19 protein-coding genes are annotated in these 20,089 nt (G+C 60.9%); 11 read left to right on the top strand and 8 right to left on the bottom strand.

The window, feature by feature from the left end:
- Window positions 1–3 precede the first annotated feature (3 nt).
- From FHT78_RS21090 to FHT78_RS21045, 10 genes are all read left to right on the top strand, one after another.
- Entirely contained in the window at window positions 4–1,554 is a 1,551-nt protein-coding gene (locus tag FHT78_RS21090) for a sugar ABC transporter ATP-binding protein (protein ID WP_183748297.1), read from the top strand.
- The gene (locus tag FHT78_RS21085; RefSeq protein ID WP_183748295.1) at window positions 1,544–2,563 is read left to right on the top strand and encodes an ABC transporter permease; all 1,020 of its coding nucleotides are present in this window, start codon (window positions 1,544–1,546) and stop codon (window positions 2,561–2,563) included. Before FHT78_RS21090 ends, FHT78_RS21085 begins: the two co-directional genes overlap by 11 nt.
- Before the next feature lies 1 nt (window position 2,564).
- Window positions 2,565–3,542, top strand: coding sequence for an ABC transporter permease (locus tag FHT78_RS21080; RefSeq protein WP_183748293.1), 978 nt, complete (start codon window positions 2,565–2,567; stop codon window positions 3,540–3,542).
- 33 nt (window positions 3,543–3,575) lie between these two features.
- Window positions 3,576–5,033, top strand: coding sequence for an LLM class flavin-dependent oxidoreductase (locus FHT78_RS21075; RefSeq protein ID WP_246715386.1), 1,458 nt, complete (start codon window positions 3,576–3,578; stop codon window positions 5,031–5,033).
- A 67-nt stretch (window positions 5,034–5,100) separates the two neighbouring features.
- On the top strand, window positions 5,101–6,711 hold the full coding sequence (locus FHT78_RS21070; protein WP_183748291.1) for an ABC transporter substrate-binding protein: 1,611 nt from the start codon (window positions 5,101–5,103) through the stop codon (window positions 6,709–6,711).
- Window positions 6,712–6,751: 40 nt separating this feature from the next.
- The gene (locus FHT78_RS21065) at window positions 6,752–7,741 is read left to right on the top strand and encodes an ABC transporter permease (protein ID WP_183748289.1); all 990 of its coding nucleotides are present in this window, start codon (window positions 6,752–6,754) and stop codon (window positions 7,739–7,741) included.
- Window positions 7,738–8,568, top strand: coding sequence for an ABC transporter permease (locus tag FHT78_RS21060; protein ID WP_183748287.1), 831 nt, complete (start codon window positions 7,738–7,740; stop codon window positions 8,566–8,568). Before FHT78_RS21065 ends, FHT78_RS21060 begins: the two co-directional genes overlap by 4 nt.
- A complete protein-coding gene (locus FHT78_RS21055) occupies window positions 8,565–9,347 on the top strand; it encodes an ABC transporter ATP-binding protein (protein WP_183748285.1) in 783 nt (260 codons plus the stop codon). Before FHT78_RS21060 ends, FHT78_RS21055 begins: the two co-directional genes overlap by 4 nt.
- Window positions 9,344–10,123 (top strand): dipeptide/oligopeptide/nickel ABC transporter ATP-binding protein, encoded by a 780-nt coding sequence (locus FHT78_RS21050; protein WP_183748283.1) that lies wholly within the window; start codon window positions 9,344–9,346, stop codon window positions 10,121–10,123. The genes FHT78_RS21055 and FHT78_RS21050 overlap by 4 nt, the downstream gene beginning before the upstream one ends.
- 11 nt (window positions 10,124–10,134) lie before the next feature.
- The gene (locus FHT78_RS21045; RefSeq protein WP_183748281.1) at window positions 10,135–11,226 is read left to right on the top strand and encodes an aminotransferase class V-fold PLP-dependent enzyme; all 1,092 of its coding nucleotides are present in this window, start codon (window positions 10,135–10,137) and stop codon (window positions 11,224–11,226) included.
- Between the two features lie 2 nt (window positions 11,227–11,228).
- Here the strand turns inward: FHT78_RS21045 and FHT78_RS21040 are convergent, their stop codons facing one another.
- Window positions 11,229–11,396, bottom strand: coding sequence for a hypothetical protein (locus tag FHT78_RS21040; RefSeq protein WP_183748279.1), 168 nt, complete (start codon window positions 11,394–11,396; stop codon window positions 11,229–11,231).
- 236 nt (window positions 11,397–11,632) lie between these two features.
- Between FHT78_RS21040 and FHT78_RS21035 the strand changes: the two genes are divergently transcribed.
- Window positions 11,633–12,487, top strand: a complete 855-nt coding sequence (locus FHT78_RS21035; protein ID WP_183748277.1) for a glycerophosphodiester phosphodiesterase family protein — start codon at window positions 11,633–11,635, stop codon at window positions 12,485–12,487.
- Here the strand turns inward: FHT78_RS21035 and FHT78_RS21030 are convergent, their stop codons facing one another.
- The 7 genes from FHT78_RS21030 to FHT78_RS21000 all read right to left on the bottom strand — a co-directional run bounded on the left by FHT78_RS21030 (window position 12,488) and on the right by FHT78_RS21000 (window position 19,676).
- Window positions 12,488–13,303 (bottom strand): inositol monophosphatase family protein, encoded by an 816-nt coding sequence (locus FHT78_RS21030; RefSeq protein WP_183748276.1) that lies wholly within the window; start codon window positions 13,301–13,303, stop codon window positions 12,488–12,490.
- Window positions 13,303–14,310, bottom strand: coding sequence for a LacI family DNA-binding transcriptional regulator (locus tag FHT78_RS21025; protein ID WP_183748274.1), 1,008 nt, complete (start codon window positions 14,308–14,310; stop codon window positions 13,303–13,305). The genes FHT78_RS21030 and FHT78_RS21025 overlap by 1 nt, the downstream gene beginning before the upstream one ends.
- Window positions 14,294–15,067, bottom strand: a complete 774-nt coding sequence (locus FHT78_RS21020; protein WP_183748272.1) for a glycerophosphodiester phosphodiesterase — start codon at window positions 15,065–15,067, stop codon at window positions 14,294–14,296. The genes FHT78_RS21025 and FHT78_RS21020 overlap by 17 nt, the downstream gene beginning before the upstream one ends.
- Window positions 15,068–15,070: 3 nt before the next feature.
- Entirely contained in the window at window positions 15,071–16,120 is a 1,050-nt protein-coding gene (locus FHT78_RS21015; protein ID WP_183748270.1) for an ABC transporter ATP-binding protein, read from the bottom strand.
- The gene (locus tag FHT78_RS21010; protein WP_183748268.1) at window positions 16,120–16,962 is read right to left on the bottom strand and encodes a carbohydrate ABC transporter permease; all 843 of its coding nucleotides are present in this window, start codon (window positions 16,960–16,962) and stop codon (window positions 16,120–16,122) included. Before FHT78_RS21010 ends, FHT78_RS21015 begins: the two co-directional genes overlap by 1 nt.
- A gap of 2 nt (window positions 16,963–16,964) precedes the next feature.
- Window positions 16,965–18,266 carry an ABC transporter permease subunit gene (locus FHT78_RS21005; protein WP_183748266.1) on the bottom strand — a complete coding sequence of 434 codons (1,302 nt, stop codon included), beginning with the start codon at window positions 18,264–18,266 and terminating at the stop codon, window positions 16,965–16,967.
- 63 nt (window positions 18,267–18,329) lie between these two features.
- Window positions 18,330–19,676 (bottom strand): extracellular solute-binding protein, encoded by a 1,347-nt coding sequence (locus FHT78_RS21000; RefSeq protein WP_183748264.1) that lies wholly within the window; start codon window positions 19,674–19,676, stop codon window positions 18,330–18,332.
- Window positions 19,677–20,089: the final 413 nt, after the last annotated feature.

The raw sequence follows: 20,089 nt of genomic DNA, 5'->3' as shown, positions 1-20,089 counted from the left end.
ATCATGACTGTACCCGTCCCGACGCAAGCGACAGCCGACGATAATGTCATCATTCGCTTCGATCATATCGTCAAGCGCTTCGGCGGCGCCCAGGCACTGGCCGGCGCATCACTCGCCATACGTCGCGGCACCGTCCACGGCCTCGTCGGCCAGAACGGAGCCGGCAAGTCGACGCTGATCAAGCTGCTTGCCGGGCTGCATGTCGCGGACGAAGGCACGATCAAAATCGAAGGCAAAGCCTATGATCGGCTGACACCGCATCTGAACGAAGAGCTCGGCATTCATTTCATCCATCAGGACAGACTGCTGGTTCCGACATTCACGGTCGGCGAGGCACTGTTTCTCGGCCGCGAGACGCGGCGTGCGGGAACACCCTTCCTTGATCGCCGGGCAATGCAGAAACGCGCCGGCGAGATCCTTGCCAATTATTTTGGGATCACTCTGCCGAAGAACGCCCTTATCGGCGAGCTCTCGACCGCCGAAAAGCAGATCGTCCAGATCACGCGGGCATTGCTCCATCAGCCGAAAGTTCTCGTCTTCGACGAGCCGACCGCTGCATTGGTACGGCGCGAGGCTGAAATCCTCTTCCGCCTGATCCGCCGGCTGCGCGACGAAGGTGTTACCATTATCTACATCTCGCATTATCTCAACGAGATCGAAGAACTCTGCGATCACGTCACCGTGCTGCGCAACGGCCGGGATGTGGCCTCGCTGCCGACAGGCGGGACCTCGGCCAAGGCGATCGCCGGTCTGATGATCGAGCGTGACCTCACCGAAATGTTCCCCAAGCGCCGGGTCGATCTCGGCGAAGCGATCCTGAATATCCGGGGGCTTTCGGCACCCAACCGGTTTGACGACGTCAGTTTCAGCCTGCGCCGCGGCGAGGTGCTCGGCATCACCGGCCTCCTCGGCTCCGGCGCCAAAGACCTGATCCGCACGCTTTTCGGTCTGGAACAGGCCGCAAGCGGCGAGATTGAAATCGAGGGACGAGCAGTACGGCCCGGCAGCCCCGCAAAAGCGGTGGACCGCCGGCTTGCGCTTGTTCCCGAGGACCGGCGCGGACACGGCGTCGGCCTCGATCTCAGTGTGACCGAAAATATCACCCTCCCGAGCCTTGCCCGTTACAGCCGTTTCGGTTTCCTCAATCGCAAGCGTGAGCGCTCCGACACGGAAGACCTGATCAAGCGACTGCAGATCAAAACGGCCGGGCGCGATGCGTTGGTCCGCACACTCTCGGGCGGCAATCAGCAGAAGGTGGCGATCGCCAAATGGCTGAGCCGCCAGTCGGAAATCTACCTGCTGGATGAACCGACCGTCGGTGTCGATATCGGCTCAAAGGTCGAAATCTATACGCTGATCGGCGAACTGGCCGCACGTGGGGCCGGCGTTATCGTTCTCTCCTCCGACCTGCCGGAGCTCGTCGGGATTACGGACAGGATCCTGGTGTTTTTCCGCGGCCGGCTGATCCGCGAGCTCGATTCCTCGAAAACCACAACGGATGAAGTCCTGTCGATCTCGACCGGCGCTTCGGAAGGATTGCGCCATGTCGGCTGACGTTCATTTCGGGCCTCTTCCCACCGCGTCCACGGACCCCGTGTCGCAAGCCAGGGGCGCAGCGGCGGTCGCGGTGCTCCGCTTCGGCTCGCTGCTTGCCTTCGCGGCCATCCTTGTCGTGTTCTCTTTGACGGCGCCTTATTTTCTGTCTGTCGGCAATATCGGCAATGTTCTCGGCCAGTCCGCCATTTCCGGTATATTGGCGATCGGACTGACAGTCGTGCTGATCGCCGGAGGCTCGAATGTGGTCACCGGCGGCATCGACCTGTCGTTGGCGGCCAATATGGGCCTGAGCGCTGCAGTCTATGCGACCCTGATCCAACTTGGCTATGGTGACGCAACAGCGGCGGCGGCGGCTTTGTTGACCGGTGTTGCGATCGGCGCGGTCAACGCCGTCGCCGTCGTACTCGCGGGAATCGTCCCGCTGCTAGCTACGCTCGCAGTGATGAATGTTGTCGCCGGCCTCGAACTTGTCCTGACGCAGAACACCGTCGTACCTGCGTCGACCGATTTTCTGACGGCTGTTTCGGCCTCCGATAGTTTCGGCATCCCCATTCTCGCCTACGTGCTGCTCGGCTTCACGGCAATTGCCACGGCGATCGTGCAATATACGCCGATCGGGCTCAGGCTTTATGCCGTCGGCGAGTTTCCGGACGCGGCACGCGCCGCCGGCCTGCCGCTCAAGCGGCTGCTTGCCGGCGCGTTCATCGCCAGCGGGCTCTGCGGCGGTTTTGCCGGCATTCTCTCGGTCTCCTATCTCAGCGGCAGCACGACCGGTTCGGGCGAGGCGCTGCTGCCTGTCGTCGTCATTGCGCTGCTCGGCTCGGTCTTTTCGCGGCGGCTGGTGCCGACCATTCCGGGAACGCTGATCTCGGCGCTGTTCATCGGCTTCCTCACCAACGGCTTTCAGCTCCTGAACCTGCCAAGCACGCTCGTCAGCGGTGTGCAGGGCCTTCTCATCCTGATCGTCGTGTCGGCCACGACATTACTGCGCAAGCGGGAGATCTGATATGTCCGCCTCAACTTCAGCCGGACGCTCGCTCGCCGGCCTCGCACGCTTTGGCCTGATCATAGCGCTGATCGTGGTTTTCTCTGTGTTCTCCGTCCTCGCGCCCACCTTCTTCACTCCCGGCAACCTGCAAAGCATTCTCGTCAACAATTTCACGCTGCTTGCCATCGTCTCGATCGCCATGACCTTCGCGGTCTCCGCAGGCGGCATCGATCTCTCGGTCGGCACGGCCGTCGATTTTGCAAGCTTTGCTTTCGTCTCCTTCGTTCTGGCGGGCCAGCCGGTGCCGCTCGCGCTCATCGCCGGGCTTGCAGCCGGCGCGCTGGTCGGCGCGTTCAACGCTGTCCTCATATCCGTGATCGGCGTCGCACCGTTTCTCGCGACACTCGGCACCCTCTTTATCGGGCGCAGCGTCCAGCAATTGCTGACCAATGGCGGCAACCCGGTTTATCTTCCGCCCTCGGGAGTGCCGGAAGCCTTTCGCTTTCTCGGCCACGGCACGATTGCCAACGTTCCGGTGCCATTGGTGATTGCTGCCATCGTCATCGCGGGCGCAGCCGCAATCTTCGCTCGGACCCGTTTCGGGCGCGTGGTAGTCTCGATCGGCATCCAGCCGAGCGTCGTGCGCTATTCCGGCATCGGTCTCGGCGCGCCTGTTGCCGCCACCTTCATTCTCGCTGGGCTGATTGCCGCCGTTGCCGGTCTCATCCTGACGGCGACGGTGACCGTCTACATCCCCTCCTCCGGCAATGCGTTCCTGCTGAACGCCATCGGCGCCACCTTCATCGGCACGACGCTGTCGCCGCTCGGCCGGCCCAATGTGCTTGGCACCGTTCTCGGCGTCCTGCTCCTCAGCATCGTCGCCAACGGCCTGCTGCTGACTGGCCTGAACTTCTACTGGCAGCAGGTCGGCACCGGCACGCTCATCTTTGCCGTGCTCGCCCTCAGCTTCATAAACAGAAAAACCGTCGGCGCCTGAACCGCACCTCGCCGACAACGCAGGAAGAATGACATGACCCGTGAAATCAGGCTCAACGCCTTCGACATGAATTGCGTCGGACACCAGTCGCCGGGGCTATGGCGGCATCCGCGCGACAAATCCTGGACCTACAAGGATCTCGATTATTGGGTGCATCTGGCAAAAACGCTGGAGCGCGGCAAGTTCGATGGTCTCTTCATCGCCGATGTACTCGGTGTTTATGACGTCTTGAACGGCAATGTCGATGCCGCGCTCCGCCATTCGGCGCAAGTGCCGGTCAACGATCCGCTGCAGCTCATCCCGACGATGGCTTATGAGACCGAACATCTCGGCTTTGGCCTGACGGCTTCGCTCTCTTTCGAACACCCTTATACTTTTGCCCGGCGAATCTCCACGCTCGATCATCTGACCAAAGGTCGAGTCGGCTGGAACATCGTCACCTCCTATCTGAACAGCGGTGCGCTCAATATCGGCCAGGCCGCGCAGACCAACCATGACGACCGCTATGATCTCGCCGAAGAATATCTCGAGGTCTGCTACAAGCTCTGGGAGGGAAGCTGGGAGGACGACGCCGTCGTGCGCGACCGCGAAGCCGGCATCTTCACCCATCCGGAAAAGGTCCATCCGATCAATCATTCCGGCAAATATTTCAACGTTCCCGGCATTCACCTGAGCGAGCCTTCTCCACAGCGCACGCCAGTGCTCTATCAGGCCGGCGCCTCCAGCCGCGGCAAGGATTTTGCCGGCGCGCATGCCGAATGCATCTTTGTTGCGGCGCCCTCCAAAGCGGTATTGAAGCGTTACGTCGCCAATGTCCGCCAGGCGGCGGAGCGGCTCGGACGCAATCCGCGCGAAATCCTCGCCTTCAACCTGCAGACCGTCGTCCTCGGCGAGACCGATGCCGAGGCACAGCGCAAGTTCAACGAATATCGCCAATACGCCTCCTTCGAGGGTGCGCTGACGCTGATATCAGGCTGGACCGGTATCGATTTCGGCCAGTTCGGCCCGGATGAAGTTCTGCGCCATCGCTATACGAATGCGGTGCAATCGGCTGTCGAAACCTTCACGACCATCGATCCGGATAAGGAATGGACCGTGCGCGAAATGGCCGATTGGGTGGGCGTCGGCGGTTTCGGCCCTGTCTTCGTCGGCTCGCCATCGACAGTCGCCGATCTAATGCAGGAATGGGTCGAGGATACCGACGTCGATGGTTTCAACCTCGCCTATGCGGTGACGCCCGAGAGCTTCGAAGACACCGTCGACCTGTTAGTGCCGGAACTGCAGAAGCGCGGCGTCTACAAGACCGAATACCGGCAGGGTACGCTGCGTGAAAAGCTTGGTAGCGCGGGACCGCGGCTGGTTGCGCCGCATCCGGGAGCGGCGTACCGCAACCTCGGCATTGACGCGCCGCGGCTCGCTGTCGGCAGCCCGCTGAAAAATAATGGCTGGGTGACAAAAAATATCTCGCCTGGCCATGCTGTTCGAATTTAATTCCTGTCACACTTACCGTTTCAGCTCGAATATAGATCATTTAATTTCTTAGGTATCAGGAGGGGGCATGACTATTGCAGATATCTCTCGGCGCGGCCTGCTGAAGGGCACGGCGCTGCTTCTCGGAACGACGGCGTTGTCGCGTATTACGGTGGCGCAGGACGTACCGGCCGGCGGGCGCCTGATCGTTGCAGCCGACTCCGAGCCGAAGAACCTCAATCCCGCAATCGTCGCCTCGAACGGCGTCTTCTTCATCGCGAGCAAGGTGATCGAGCCACTCGCGGAGGCCTCCTACGAAGGCTCGGATGGTTTGGCGCCACGTCTGGCCACGTCTTGGGAAGGCTCCGCCGACGGACTCTCTGTCACCTTCAAGCTACGCGATAACGCCACCTGGCATGACGGCAAGCCATTCACCTCGGCCGACGTCGCCTTCTCGGCGCTCAACGTCTGGAAACCGCTCCAGAACCTCGGTCGCGTGGTCTTCGCCAATCTGCAAGCAGTCGATACACCCGACGATCACACGGCGATCTTCCGTTTCTCGAAGCCGACGCCCTTCCAGCTCATCCGCAATGCGCTTCCAGCCGTCACCAGCGTCGTTCCCAAGCATATTTTTGAAGGTACCGATATCGCCAAGAACCCGGCCAACAACACGCTTGTCGGCACCGGCCCGTTCAAGTTCGCCGAATACAAGCCGGGCGAATATTACCGCCTGACGCGCAACGAGAATTACTGGCAGAAGGGCGAGCCAAAGCTCAACGAAATCGTCTACCGCGTGCTGCCGGATCGTGATTCGGCCGGAGCCGCACTCGAAGCCGAGGAAATCCATCTCGCCGCCTTCTCGGCCGTACCGCTTGCCGATCTCGACCGCATCTCCAAGGTTGCGGGCATTAAGGTGATCTCCAAGGGCTATGAGGCGCTCACCTATCAGCTCGTCATCGAGATCAATCATCGCCGCAAGGAACTCTCCGATCTCAGGGTCCGTCAGGCGATTGCGCATGCGATCGACAAGAAGTTCGTCGTCGATACGATCTTCCTCGGCTATGCGACGGAATCCACCGGCCCTGTTCCGAAGAATTCGAAGGAATTCTACACCGCCGATGTCGCCAACTATAATTTCGACGTGAAGGCGGCAAACGAGCTGCTGGACCAGGGCGGCTACACCAAAGGCCCCGACGGCAATCGATTCCAGCTCAAGCTGCGGCCGGCACCCTATTTCAACGAGACGCGCCAGTTCGGCGATTATCTGCGCCAGGCGCTTGCGGCCGTCGGTATCGATGCCGTTATCGTCAATGCCGATGCGGCGGCTCATCAAAAGGCAGTCTATACCGACCACGATTTCGACATCGCCGTCGGCCCGCCGGTCTTCCGCGGTGATCCTGCCATCTCCACGACGATCCTTGTCCAGTCCGGAACGCCTGACGGCGTGCCCTTCTCCAACCAGGGCGGCTATGTCAGCGCCGAGCTCGACAAGATCATTAAGCAGGCGTCCGAGACCGTTGATACGGCTGCACGCACCGACCTCTACTACAAGTTCCAGCAGCTTGTGGTGGCCGAACTGCCACTGATCAATGTCGCCGAATGGGGCTTCATCACGGTCGCCCGCGACACGGTGCTGAACGTTTCGGACAATCCGCGATGGGCAGTTTCGAACTGGGGCGATACCGCGCTGCAGTCGTGATAGTGTCGAAGGCGCAATTGCGGCAGAGGCCTCGTCCGGCGTGAAACGTGCACTTCTCCTCCTGAGACGCAGGATCATCAGCAGCATCCCGGTCCTGTTGATCGTCGTGATCTTCAGCTTCTTCCTGCTGGAATCCGCCTCCGGCGACGCCGTCGACGCCTATCTCGGTTCGATCGGCGGCGGTGATGCCGCACTCATCAAGTCGCTGCGGGAGAGTTACGGCCTAGACCAATCGGTCTTTGCCCGCCTTTGGCTCTATCTGTCTTCACTCGGCCGCCTCGATCTCGGCTGGTCAGTGGCCTTCAACCGTCCCGTGCGGGATCTCATCGTCGAGAGGCTGCCGAACACGCTTCTCCTGATGGGCAGTGCCACGGCCCTGTCCTTCGGGTTGGGTTCGACGCTCGGCATCCTCGCCGGCGCGAAGCCAGGCAGCCTTCGGGATCGTATTCTCTCGATCGGCTCGCTGATCGTCTATACCATCCCGAGCTTCTGGCTGGGGCTGGTGTTCAGCATCCTCTTTTCGGTCAAGCTGCGTTGGCTGCCGATCGCCGGTATCGAAACCATTGCCTCCGGAAAGACCGGGTTTTCACGCGCTCTCGATATCGCGCAACATCTTGCACTGCCTGTAGGAGCTCTCGCCTTTATCTACCTCGCGCTGTTCTTGCGCGTCATGCGATCCGGCATGGCGGTAGCGTGGAAGCTCGATTTCGTTCTGTTTGCCCGGGCAAAAGGCCTATCGCGCAGCCGCATCGTGCTTCGGCACGTGGCACGCAATGCGCTCGTGCCGCTTGTCGCCATGCTCGGCCTGCAGTCCGCCGCCATGCTCGGCGGTAGCGTGGTCATCGAGAGCGTCTTTGCCATTCCGGGCTTCGGCAGGCTGGCACAGGAGGCCGTCAACGGACGCGATGCGCCTCTCTTGATGGGTATCATCGTCACGAGCGCCGTTCTCGTCATCTGCGTCAATTTCATCGTCGATCTCGTTTATGCGGCGCTCGATCCGCGCATCGGCGCGTCGGAGGGCTGCGTATGACCTTGCTCAGGCGTCTCCTGCGGACCCCAGAAGGCACGATCGGGCTCTTCATCCTGGCGGCTCTGTTCATTGCCGGCCTGCTGGCCCCGATAATATCGCCCGGGGATCCGCTGCGTATTGCTGGCCGGGCGTTACTTACGCCCTTCTCCGATCCGGGCCTGCCACTCGGCACGGACCGACTGGGCCGCGATGTGCTCGCCGGCCTTCTCCACGGCGCGCGGACTTCGCTTGCTGTCGGTATTGCCGCCGCCCTCTCCGCCATGGTGCTCGGTCTCTTTGTCGGCATGGCCGCGGGCTTTGCCGGCGGGTTGGTCGACGAGACACTGATGCGTGTGGTTGACGCCTTCCAGATCGTTCCGGGCTTTCTGCTGGCGCTCGCCTTCGTCAGCACTATCGGCGTGTCGACGCCCGTCGTCGTCTTTGCCATTGCGCTTGGCACCTGGGCCGATCCGGCACGGCTAACGCGGGCACAGGTGCTGTCCATCCGAGAGCGGGATTATGTCGCAGCCGCGCGCGTGATTGGAATGCATCCAGCCGAGATCGCCTTCAAGGAAATCCTCCCGAATGCCCTTCCACCGGTGCTGGCGCTGTCGGCCACGATCGTTGCCGGCGCAATCCTCACGGAAGCAGCCCTTTCCTTCCTCGGTCTCGGCAATCCCAATCTCGCCACTTGGGGCTCGATGATCGCCGAAGGCCGCAGCGTACTGCGCTCGGCTGCCTATCTTTCGGTTCTGCCTGGCCTGGCGCTGGCAATCACCGTGCTCGGCGTCCACCTCTTCAGCGAGGGCCTGACTAAAGTGCTTGGTTCTGACGGGGGCTCCCGATGAGCCCGCCCTTCTGCAGCGTGAGAAGCCTTTCGGTCCGCTATGGACGGGAGGCGGCGCTGAGAGCCGTCGACATCGACATTGTCAGGGGGGAGAGGCTGGCGATTATTGGCGAGAGCGGTTCCGGCAAAAGCACGCTTGCCCGGACGCTCGCCGATCTTTTGCCGGAACGGGCCAGGATCGAAGGCGAAATAACATGGCCAGCACTCGGCCGCGCTCCTGTGCCCGGCCGCGATATCGGTTTTGTGTTTCAGGATCCAGGCACCAGCCTCAATCCGGTGCTGACCATCGGTGAACAGGTTGCCGAAGCTGCCGAAAGACACCTCCGCCTCGGTTGGCAACAGGCCTATGCCCATGCCGAAGAACTTCTGGAGCGGGTGCGCTTGCCGCAGCCCGCAAGCGCCATGCGCGCTTTCCCGCACCAGCTTTCAGGCGGCCAACGGCAGCGCGTGGCGATTGCCGCAGCGATTGCAGCCAAGCCCGCCTTGCTGATCGCCGACGAGGCGACCAGCGCGCTCGACGTGGTGGTACAGGCTGAAATCGTCGACCTGCTCGATGGACTGGTGCGAGAAGAAGGCATGACACTGCTCTTCATCACCCATGATATCGCGATCGCCTCCGGTTTCGTCGATCGCATCGCCGTCTTCCGTAATGGAGAACTGGTCGAAGCCGGCACTACCCGGTGGGTTCTGTCGTCGCCGGCAGAAAGCTATACCGCCACCCTTATTGCCAGCCATCGCGATCTTTCCACGCCGCCGCTGATTGCAGAAGTGGCCCCATGAGCGAGCTTTTGCATATCAACGGATTGTCGAAGGCCTATTCCACGACAGGCCGGCATGTTGCCGCTCTCGACAATGTTTCTCTGAGGATTGCAGCAGGCGAGACGTTGGGACTGGTTGGCGCTTCGGGCAGCGGAAAATCGACTTTGTCGCGCGTGCTCCTGCGCCTGATACAGCCCGATTCCGGCTCTATCCGCTTTGCGGGAGAAGACTGGCTTTCACTTCGCGGCGCAGAACTGCGGCGCAGGCGGGCGCGCATGCAGATGGTGTTTCAGGATACGCTTGGGGCTTTTAACCCGCTGGCCTCTGTCGCCTCAGTTCTGGGCGACCCGCTACGCATCCACGGCATCGCCAACAGCAGGCAACGGCTGACAGAAATCCTCACGCTGCTCGAACGTGTCGGTCTCCCCGCCGCCTTTGCCTCACGCCCGGTCTACACGCTTTCGGGAGGGCAGCGCCAGCGCGTTGCCATTGCCCGGGCCATTGCCCCGAGGCCATCTCTGCTGGTGCTGGATGAGGCGGTTTCCGCGCTCGACGTCACCATTCGTGGCCGTATCCTCGAACTGTTGGTCGCGCTGCAGCGCGAGCGCGGCCTTGCCTATCTCTTCATCTCCCATGATCTTGCAGTGGTGCGGGCGATCTCGCATCGTATCGCAGTCATGGATGCCGGCCACATTGTCGAGCAAGGACCGGCAGCCGATATCGTCACGACACCAAGATCCGATGCGGCGCGCCGGCTCGTCGCAGCCGTGCCGCGCCTCGTGACCGAACCCGATTGAAGGAGCCGCCCATGACCGAAGTCTGGAACCCGCTTTACGGTGCGCCGGTCTATCCGGCCAAACGTTACGCCACTCTCGCCCACCGCATCGGCGCCGCCCTGAAGACGGACAACGACGTGCTGCTGGTGCAAGCCGAAGCCGTCGTAGCGCTCGAAGCTGTCGCGACCAGCCTTGCCAGGCCCGGCCTTTCGGCGCTGAACATCGTTACCAGCCCCTATGGCGGCTGGTTCGGACAATGGCTGCGGCGTGGCGGCGCTAATGTCATCGACATCAGCGCTCAACCCGGCCTGCCGATCGACGCCGAGACGGTTGCCGAAGCGTTGGATGCCAATCCCGGCATCCATGTACTGGCGCTTGTTCACGCCGAATCGACCAGCGGTATTCTCAATCCGCTGCCTGAGATTATAGTCCTGGCACGGGCGCGGGGCATTGCTACGGTGGTCGATGCAGTTGCGTCCGTTGGCGGTCATCGACTCGATGTCGATGGATCGGGCATCGATATAGCCGTCATCGGCCCGCAGAAGGCGCTTGGAGGACCTGCGGGCGTCTCCGCTCTGTCGGTCAGCCCGCGCGCCTGGGAACTGATCCTGCGTGACGATGCACCGCGCGATTCCATCCTGTCACTCGCCGACCTGAAGGCATGGCTGGATGACGGCCACGGCGCCCTGCCCGGAACGCCCGCGCCGCTGGAATTCTTCGCACTCGAAGCGGCCCTCGATCGGGTCGAGGCAGAGAGCATCGAACAAATCATCACCCGCCATGAGAAGGCTGCTTCCGCAAGCCGGGCCGGTTTGTCAGCGCTGGGAGCCAACCTCTGGGTGCCTGCCGAACAGGCGTCAAATCTGGTGACCACGGTCTCCGTACCGGCAGGCATAGAAGCGGCATTCGTCATCCGCTTTGCGGCGAGGCTGGGCGTTGAGTTGACAGCCGGTGTCGGCACCAACCTGTCGCATCTCATTCGATTGAACCATACAGGACCACGAGCGACGTTCCAGACTGTCCTCGCAGGTGTCGTAGCCTATGGCGAGGCCTTGCGGCAGGCCGGCTTGCCGGCGGATGTCGGCGACGCATCGGAGGCGGTCGCCAAGACTTATAACGCCTAACTTCAATACCAGGAGAACGGCGTCGGCTGCCAGAAAAAGAGCTCCTCCTCCCGCAGACTGTGCATGCGGCTTTCCGAATCCTCTGCCGTCGCACGGGCGATTGTTTCAAACATTGGTCGCTCGCGGCCCCGGAAAAACCTCACAAGGAACGTTTTGAACGCTGCAAACATACGCCACCTCCTGGGAAAACCGAGTGGCGATTTTCCCACGGATCGCGCCGCCGGGATATATTATCTATAAAAATTGTATTCTAATTTGCGTGACTGCATCGCATCAAGATGCCGCTTTAGGAGCGGCCTGCGAAAAAGGCTTCATCTCGACCTTGACCGGGTTTGCGAACTCCTCTTGAGAATCGGGCTTTTCCAATGCACGAAGGATCGAAGACAAATATGCCGAGGATGACAGAATGCCGGATGCAAGCGGACTTCAGATCGTGTTCGAGGGCCATGCGACCCTGCTGAAATGGCACCGGCTGCGCCGACGCATGGCCGATCCGCTCTTTTCGGCGGAGGTGATGGCGGAAGGCTTCAAACTCGGCGCCTCGATGGAGCTCGACCTGAGGGTGCGCGCCGATGGCGGTTTTGTCGTGCTGCATGACGAGGAACTGGAAGGCGAGACGACGGGGCACGGTCTGATCGCCCAAAAGAGCCTCGCGGAGCTGCGCGGCCTGCGCATGAAGGACGGCGATCGTCCCCTCCTCTACAGCGAAGATCTGGCCGCCATGCTGCAATCGGCCCATCCGGATGCGCTGCTGCAGTTCGATATGAAGGACGATTACGAAGCGATCGGTGAAAAGGGTATTGCCCACCTGGCTGAACGCCTGCAGCAGATTTCTGCGTCCGTCATCGTTAGCGCCAGCAGTCTGGAGCTGATCCTGGCGGTCAAGGAGAAGTTGCCGCATCTGCGCCGCGGAATCGATCCGACGGACAAGCTCGGCAATATCTACAGGGCCGAAGGCTGGAAAGCGGTCGAAAAGGAACTGCTTGCCGATCTGCGCGGCCCGACCGCACCGGAAACCGTCTATCTCTACTGGCAGATGCTGCTCGATGCTGCAAAGGCCGGCCTCGACATGATCGCGCTCTGCCACAGCGAGGGTAAACGGGTCGATGCCTGGACCTTCACATTGAAGAACCCAGACAGCGGCTTCAGCGATGCCGAATGGACGAATTTCTCAGCGCTGATGGCGTTGAAGCCCGATCAGGTCACCACAGACGAGGCCCCAGCGACAGAGCGAGCGTGGCTGGCGCGCATGGCGGGCTGATCAGCCCGCCAATCCCTCGAATTCGATGAGAAAGGCAAACTCCTCTGCCAGGCCTGGCGAATGGGCGATAACCGGGCCGCCATCCTTCAGCAGAATGTCGACAGGCGGAATGGCGACCTTGGCACCGGCCTCGGCGGCAATCAGCGCGCCGGCCAGCATATCCCAGGCATTGAGATGCCGTTCGTAGAATAGATCAGAAACGCCTTCCGCGACACGTACGAGATCGACTGCCGCTGCACCCATGCGGCGATAATCCATGCCGCGTTCATGGAGCCGCTTCGAAAGCGCCGCATAGTCGTCAAAACTCGTCTTGCGCGAATGGCCGAGCACGACGATCGCATTGGCGGGATCAGTCGTTGGAGCGGCCTGGATCGGCTGGCCTTCCTTGAAGGCGCCGTTGCCGCGGATCGCGGAAAAAACCTGATCGTTGGCCGCATCATAGACCACGCCGATCTCCACCGTTCCGCCAAGGACGAAGGCGATGGAAACGCCCCAGTGACGAAAGCCTCTGATGTAATTGGTCGTGCCGTCGATCGGATCGACGACCCAGGTGCCGGCAGAGCCGGACTGTCCGCCGGTCTCCTCACCCATGAAAGTATCGTCAGGAAAGCGCGCCAGCAGGCCTTGGCGAATTGCCTGTTCCGCCTGCTTGTCCGCGATGGTAACGAAATCCTGCAGCCCCTTGTTTTCGACGTGCAGTGCGGCCGGATTTCCTTCACGTCTGAAGCGTGCGGCCTCGCGTCCAACCCCGCGGGCCACCTCGATTGCGACCTCCGCCCGCGCGGTCAGGGCTGAAGCATCGAATGCGGAATTCATCAGGTAGTCCTTCTTTTTATCAGCGTCACGGGAGTAAATTCGACACGAGCCGTCATATCCGGCTCGGCGATCCGGCTCATTAGCAGATCGACCGTTTGTTCGGCCTGGACATCACAAGGCTGGCGGATAGTCGTGAGGCCGTAAGCCGCCCAACTTGCTTGGGGAATGTCGTCATGGCCGACGATGCGCAACGGCGGCTGATCCTCGCGACCGAGTCCCTTCATGATGCGGTCGATCACACCGCAAGCCATATAGTCGTTAGCGCAGAAGAGGCCGTCGATACCGAGCGAGGTAAGATTAGCGGCTGCGTCATAGCCGCTCTGATAATCATTGATTTTCACCTCTATCATGCGTGGATCGAGGCTGAGCTGCCGACAGGCCGCCATGAAGGCTTCGCTGCGCCGCCTTGCCGTATAAGAAATGGCAGGTGCCGCAATGACCGCCGGCGCCTTGACGCCGTTTTCGATCAGATGCGTGGCGGCGAGATGGCCGGCCATGCGATCGTCGGAAATGATGCGGTCGACAAAAGGAATATCATCGCCCTTGTTGATCAGCACGATCGGCACGCCTTCAGCCGCGCATTGTTCACAGATCTCCGTCGGTGGAGCATCCGACGTGACGATGACGCCGGAAACGGCATAATGCAGAAGCTGACCGATAACGGCGGATGTGTCCGCTTCCTTCGAAGTCGGCAATAGGATCGGTCGGAAATTGCGTGCAATCAGCACACGCGCCAGATGCTCGATCTGCAATGTGCGAAACGGGTTATCGAGGCCGGCGGCGACGAGGCCGACGAGATCGGAGCGCTTGTTGGTGAGACTGCGGGCGAGATAGTTTACCCGGTAACCCAGATCCTTGGCGGCCTGGTAGACCTTTTCGCGCGTCTTCGGCGAAACGCTGGCATCCGGCGTGAAGGCGCGCGAGACGGCCGCACGCGAAACACCCGCCACACGCGCCACGTCGAAAGACGTGACCTTTCTCGGTCCCTTGTTATCCTTGTCTGCCATGTCTTTCGTCCCCTGGGGCCGGGCGCATCAGATCGGGCAAGTCCGTGCAGATGCCGAGCACCGGAAGTTTCATGATGTCGGAAAGGATGGCCGGCCGCTCTTCATGCCACAGCACGATCTCGCGGCCCTTACTGAAAGTGCGCTGCATCAGCTCTTCGTTTACGAGATCCTGCGGCCGTTCGCCGGCTCGTTCCCAGCAGAGATGCAGGATATTAGCGCCAGCCTCGTCACCCGCCGCATGCGGATCGTGTCCAACGCGGATGAGCACCGAGAGCGGATAATCGCAGCCCGCATCGCGAAGTTCGCGCACTTGTGCGGTATCGAAGGAGCCGAGGCAGGCAAAGCGCTGGTTCTTTTCGCTAAGATGCTTCCAGCACAGAAGTCCGGTGCCGGGCTCCTTCAGCTCGATATATAGGCCCGTATTGGTCCGCCGTGCGAGAGCGGCGACCCCCTCGAAGGTCGGAACATTGACACCTTCGAGAGTGGCAAGTTCGGCGGCCGTCATTTGGGAAATGCGCCTGTCGACGCCGAAGACGCGTTCAAGATGATCGTCGTGAGAGACCACGACCACGCCGTCCCGGGTAAGCTGCGTGTCCAGTTCCCACATCTCCGCACCGAGTTCGGCGGCACGCTGGAAGGCTTCGAGCGTATTCTCCCGCTCATGCCCGCTCGCGCCGCGATGGCCGATGCAGAAAGGGAGATATCCCTTGTCGCGGGGCCAGCCGTAACGTTCGAAAAAACTGGAAAAATCACGCATCCCTCAGAGCCTCCGGCCTTCTTCGTCGAAGACGAACAGGCCCTTGCTGTCAATCGCCCACTTCACCTCGTCGCCGATGGTGATGTCATTGCGGACCGGCTGGATGGAGCGCAGCAGCCAACCGCCGGCGAGTTGCACGTCGTAAAGGTTTTCGCGGCCCTGCGTTTCGGCGAAGGTGACCTTCCCGGCAATGGGGACGTCACCGGCAGGATGGAAATGCTCTGGGCGCACGCCGAGCGTCAGCTTTGTGCCCTCGGCAGCCTGGACCGATACCGGCACGCGGATTTCGCTCTCCGGCATGGCGAAAGCGCCATCCTTCATGACGCCGCGCAGGAAGGTAATCGGCGGATTGCCGAGGAAGCCGGCGACGAAGGACGTCCGCGGGTCGTTGTACATTTCGGCTGGTGTCGCGATCTGCACGATCTCGCCTTCCTTCATGATGGCGATGCGGTCGCACATGCTCATCGCCTCCACCTGATCGTGAGTGACGAGGATGGCGGTGATACCGGTCTCGCGCTGGATGCGGCGGATTTCAGAACGCATTTCAAGCCGCAGCTTGGCATCGAGATTGGCGAGTGGTTCGTCGAGCAGCAGCACATCCGGCTTGCGGATGAGGGCGCGGGCAAGTGCCACACGCTGCTGCTGACCGCCCGAAAGCTCGGCTGGCCGGCGTTCCATGAGGTTGCTGATGTGAACAAGCCCGGAAATGCGCTCGACCTGCTTGCGGATTTCTGTGGCGTTGACGCCCTTCACCTTGAGGGGAAAACCGATGTTTTCGGCAACCGTCATGTGCGGATAGAGCGCATAGGACTGGAATACGACGCCGACGTTGCGGGCCTGGCTCGGCAGGTCCGTCACGTCGCGGTCGCCAAAGAGGATGCGCCCGCTGCTCGGCCTATGGATGCCGCAGACAGAAAAGAGCGTCGTCGACTTGCCGCAGCCGGAAGGGCCGAGCAGGGCCAGCATCTCGCCGCTGCCGACTTCGAGCTTCATGTTCTCGATGACCTTGGTGGAGCCGAAGCTCTTCGAGAAATTGTCGAGGAGGATGCGCATCAGCCTTTGCTCCCGCCGCCGTAGATGTTCATGAGATATTTGTTGAAGAGCGCGTAAGCGATCAGCACCGGAATGAGGTAGAAGAGGCCAACCGCCTTGAACATGTTGAAATCGTAATTGTTGTCGTCGGCGAGGAAGCCCGCGAGATAGACCGAGAGCACCTGCACCTGATTGCCCGGCGCCAGCACCTGCGGCAGGATGAATTCGCCCCAGCCGGCAAGGAAGGAGAACAGGCCGAGCGCCATGATGCCAGGCTTGACCTGCGGCAGAACGAGGCTTCGCCAGACGCGGAAACGCGAGGCGCCGTCGACGACGCCGGCCATTTCGATTTCCCAAGGCACGGTGTCGTAAAAACCCTTCATCAGCCAGATGCCGAGCGGAAGGTCGATCGCCGCCTTCACCAGGATGACGCCGATCAGCGAATTGTATAGGCCGATCATCTGCAGCACGATGAAGATCGCGATGATCAGCGTCACCGACGGGAAGGCGTGCAGCACCATCACGCCGGCGAGGAAGAAGCCGCGCGCCGGCACGTTTAGCCGCGACAGCACGTAGCCTGCCATCGACGAGACCATGAGCACCAGGCTGGTGGTGCAGGCCGAAAACAACAACGTGTTCAGCGTCACATGCCAGATGTTCGCCTTGCCCGCCGTCGTCTGCCACAGGAAACGCCAGTGGGCGAGCGTCAAGCCGGAGGGCAGAAGCGCATCCGGCTGCTTCACTGTCACCGTGTCGAGGAAGAGATAGACATACATCAAGATCAGCGGCAGGCTGACGATGGTCAGCGCCGATATGACTGGCCAGCTGCGATAATTTGCCGAGGGCTGTGATCGTTCGGCCATGGTCAATCCTCGATCAAGGGCTTGGCGACGAGCGTGCCATAGTTGAAGACGCGCAGATAAAGGAGCGATAGCGCCACGCCGATAACGACGAGGACCAGCGCCATGGCGGCACCCAGCCCGTATTCGAGATTGCCGGCATAATTCCTGAGGGCCGTGTGATAGGCGGAGAGCGCCCAGACCTCGGTCGCGTTGCCCGGTCCGCCATTGGTGGCGAGCAGGATTTCATTGAAGGAGGCAAGCAGCGACAGCGTCTGATAGCAGGTGACGAAGAGGATCGGCCAACGCATCTGCGGCAGGATGATGTAGCGGATCTGCTGCCAGCGCGAGGCGCCGTCCACCTCGCTCGCATAGAACTGGCTCTTCGGAATGGCCTTCATCGCCGAGGAAAAGACCAGCATGCCCATCGAGGCGCCGATGAAGCCGTTGATCAGCACGACGAAGAACCAGGCATTGTAAGCGCTGTCGAGCAGGTAGTTCTTCGGCGGATAGCCGAACTTGCCCATCAGGATTGAAATGAAGCCCGTATCCCAGGCAAGCCATTTCCACAGCATCACGTAGATGACGACGGGGGTAATCCGCGGCAGAAGCCAAATGCCGCGAAAGATCGAAGCCAGCGTCGGCGGCATGTAATGCGTCCAAATAGCGAGCAGCAGCGCATAACCGACATTGAAGAGTATCAGCACCAGCGCGACATAGAGCGCGGTGTTGAAAAGCACCCGCGCCATGTCGGGCGAAGCGGTCATGCGCGAGAAATTGTCTGATGTCCACACCCAGCCGGTATAGGTGGTCTTGGCGACAGTTTCTTTCTGTTCCGGCGTCAGTTTGAAACCCAGATCGTCCAGCGCTGAAAAGAGCTGCTCCTTGCTGTCGAAGCGGGTGTTGAGAACGGAACGATTGAACTGTTCGGAAATCTGCTTGACGTCGCGGGTTGAAGGCCGGTCGGCGAGATCCTTGATCATCCGCTCGACGTCGCGGCGTGTCGGAAAGACCTCGCCCATATGTTTGGTGCGCAATTCGGCGGCAATCCCCGGCGCAAGCCCGAGACCCTCGACGGCCGCGAGGCCCGCCTCGTCGATCGTATAGCGCGGTTCGGCCATTTCGGCCGCGATCTCGGGCATCGCCGTTTTCAGCGCGATCAGAGAGTTGGGTGCGATCTGGTAGACGCCGACGGAAATGCCGGTCGCGGTTGTCATGTTGGTCATCGAGAAGACCGCCGTCAGAACCACCGGCATCAAGAAGAACAAGACGATCATGATCGCGGCAGGCGCGATCATCACCAGTCCGAGCGCTCTGGACGATTTCATGGAAGCCCCCTCATCGCGGACCGATCGGGCGGCGGTGCCGCCACCCGGCAGAGTGCCTCGATCTTAGCGGATGACGATCTTGTCGCCGAGCGTGCTCTTCAGCTCGCTCTCGGCATCACCGACCGCGGCGTCTACGGTCTTGGCGCCGGTCCAGGATGCTTCCAGGTTCTTCCACATGATGTTCCAGTACTTGCCGAAATCGGAATTGTTCGGCATCGCATTGGCATGCGGCAGCAGGCGCTCGGTGGCTTCGCGGGTCCATCGGTCGGCCGCGTAGAAATCCACGGTGGATTCCGACTTGGAGATGCCGAGATGGGCTGATTTGATCGCATGCAAGGCGTTGGTGCGTGGCTCGGAGGCGATCTTGACCAATTGAGCGGCGATCTCGGTGTCTTCCTGGTCGTGACCTGCGGTCAGGAGGTAGACAAGCGGATGCGTCAGCGTGTTGGCCTTGCCGCCTTCGCCGGCCGGAATGAGCGTGAAGATCACGTTGCCGAAGAAGTCCTTGAGGCCTTCCTGGTTGACGAGGCGGGCATAGTGCCAGGTGCCGCCATCCCAGATACCGGCCTTGCCGGTGGCGACTTCCTTCCACCACTGATCGCCCGGCATGCCGATGTGGTTCTTCTTGGTGACGCCTGATTTAACTGCATCGGCGAAGAACTGATAGGTGCGAGTCATCGCTGCCTTGTCGAAGACGAGCTTGCCGCCCTCTTCCATCGTGCCGCCGAAGCTGGTGTAAAACTGCCAGTAATCAGGACCGTTGCTGGCGCGCGGATAAAAACCGTAACCGGCCTGAACGAGGCCCTTGTCCTGCATCTTCTTGGCGTCTTCGAGCAGGTTCTTCATCGTGTACTTGCCGTCCTGGACACTCTGGGGCAAGGCATCGAGATCTGCGTCGCTGTAACCGATCGCCTTCATGTAGGGCTTCCAGAAGAACATCGGCCGAGATTCGGCATCCTGCGGAATGCCATAGACGGTGCCGTTGTAGGAGGCGATCTTCAACAGATTTTCATAGATGTCGCTAAACGGCCAGGAGTCGAGATCGACATAGTCCTCGATCGGAACGATGAGACCGGCCTGCGACCAGGGCGCAATGTCTTCATGACCGCTGACGACGATGTTCGGAGCGGTCTTGGCTTCTGCAGCAAGGGTCAGCGCCTGCTTGAAATCTTCCCAGGCGGAATAGGGCTTTTTCTCGACGGTGATTTTCAGGTCTTCGCCCTTCAACGCAGCTTCGCGCTGCAACTGCTGGGCTGCGATCTCGATGGCGTCGAGGCGATAGACGTCGTTCGGGCCGGTGCCTCCGGCCCAGACGCTTATGTGGACATCCTTGGCAAGCGCGAATGCAGAGGTCGAAGCCAGGATGGCGGCCGCGACGGTAAGGGATTTCAGGTTCGGCAAAAGAGTCATTTTCTTCATCTCCCCAGAAGAGCAGTGTGAGGCCTCTTGACGGGTCATCACTGGCGTTGACGGCCGTTCCGAAAGCCCCACGAAAACGTGGCATATCCCGCTCTAGGGGGCTAACGTAACGGCCAAATGACAAAATTGAGCACGTGTGCAAATTTATTATGACGATGTTCTCGGCGCGGTCAATCGCCGACGGAAAAGCCAGATCGGTTGCCAGTGAAAATCGGCAATCGCGATGCCGGGGCAACGTCCAGAACCGCGACATGTTCTCGCCACGATCCCGCCGTCGGCTTTCAAATGCGAGACCGCGCTCTTGCCTGTACTTTTGCAATCGGCTAATGATTGCGCCGGAGCAACTCAACAATGGAGGCGTGCAATGACAGTTATTTCTTCGTCCAACGCCTCTTTGGCATAGG

The sequence above is a fragment of the Rhizobium sp. BK196 genome, assembly GCF_014193255.1.
Lineage (GTDB): Bacteria > Pseudomonadota > Alphaproteobacteria > Rhizobiales > Rhizobiaceae > Rhizobium.
This window is presented reverse-complemented; position numbering and strand designations above follow the sequence as displayed.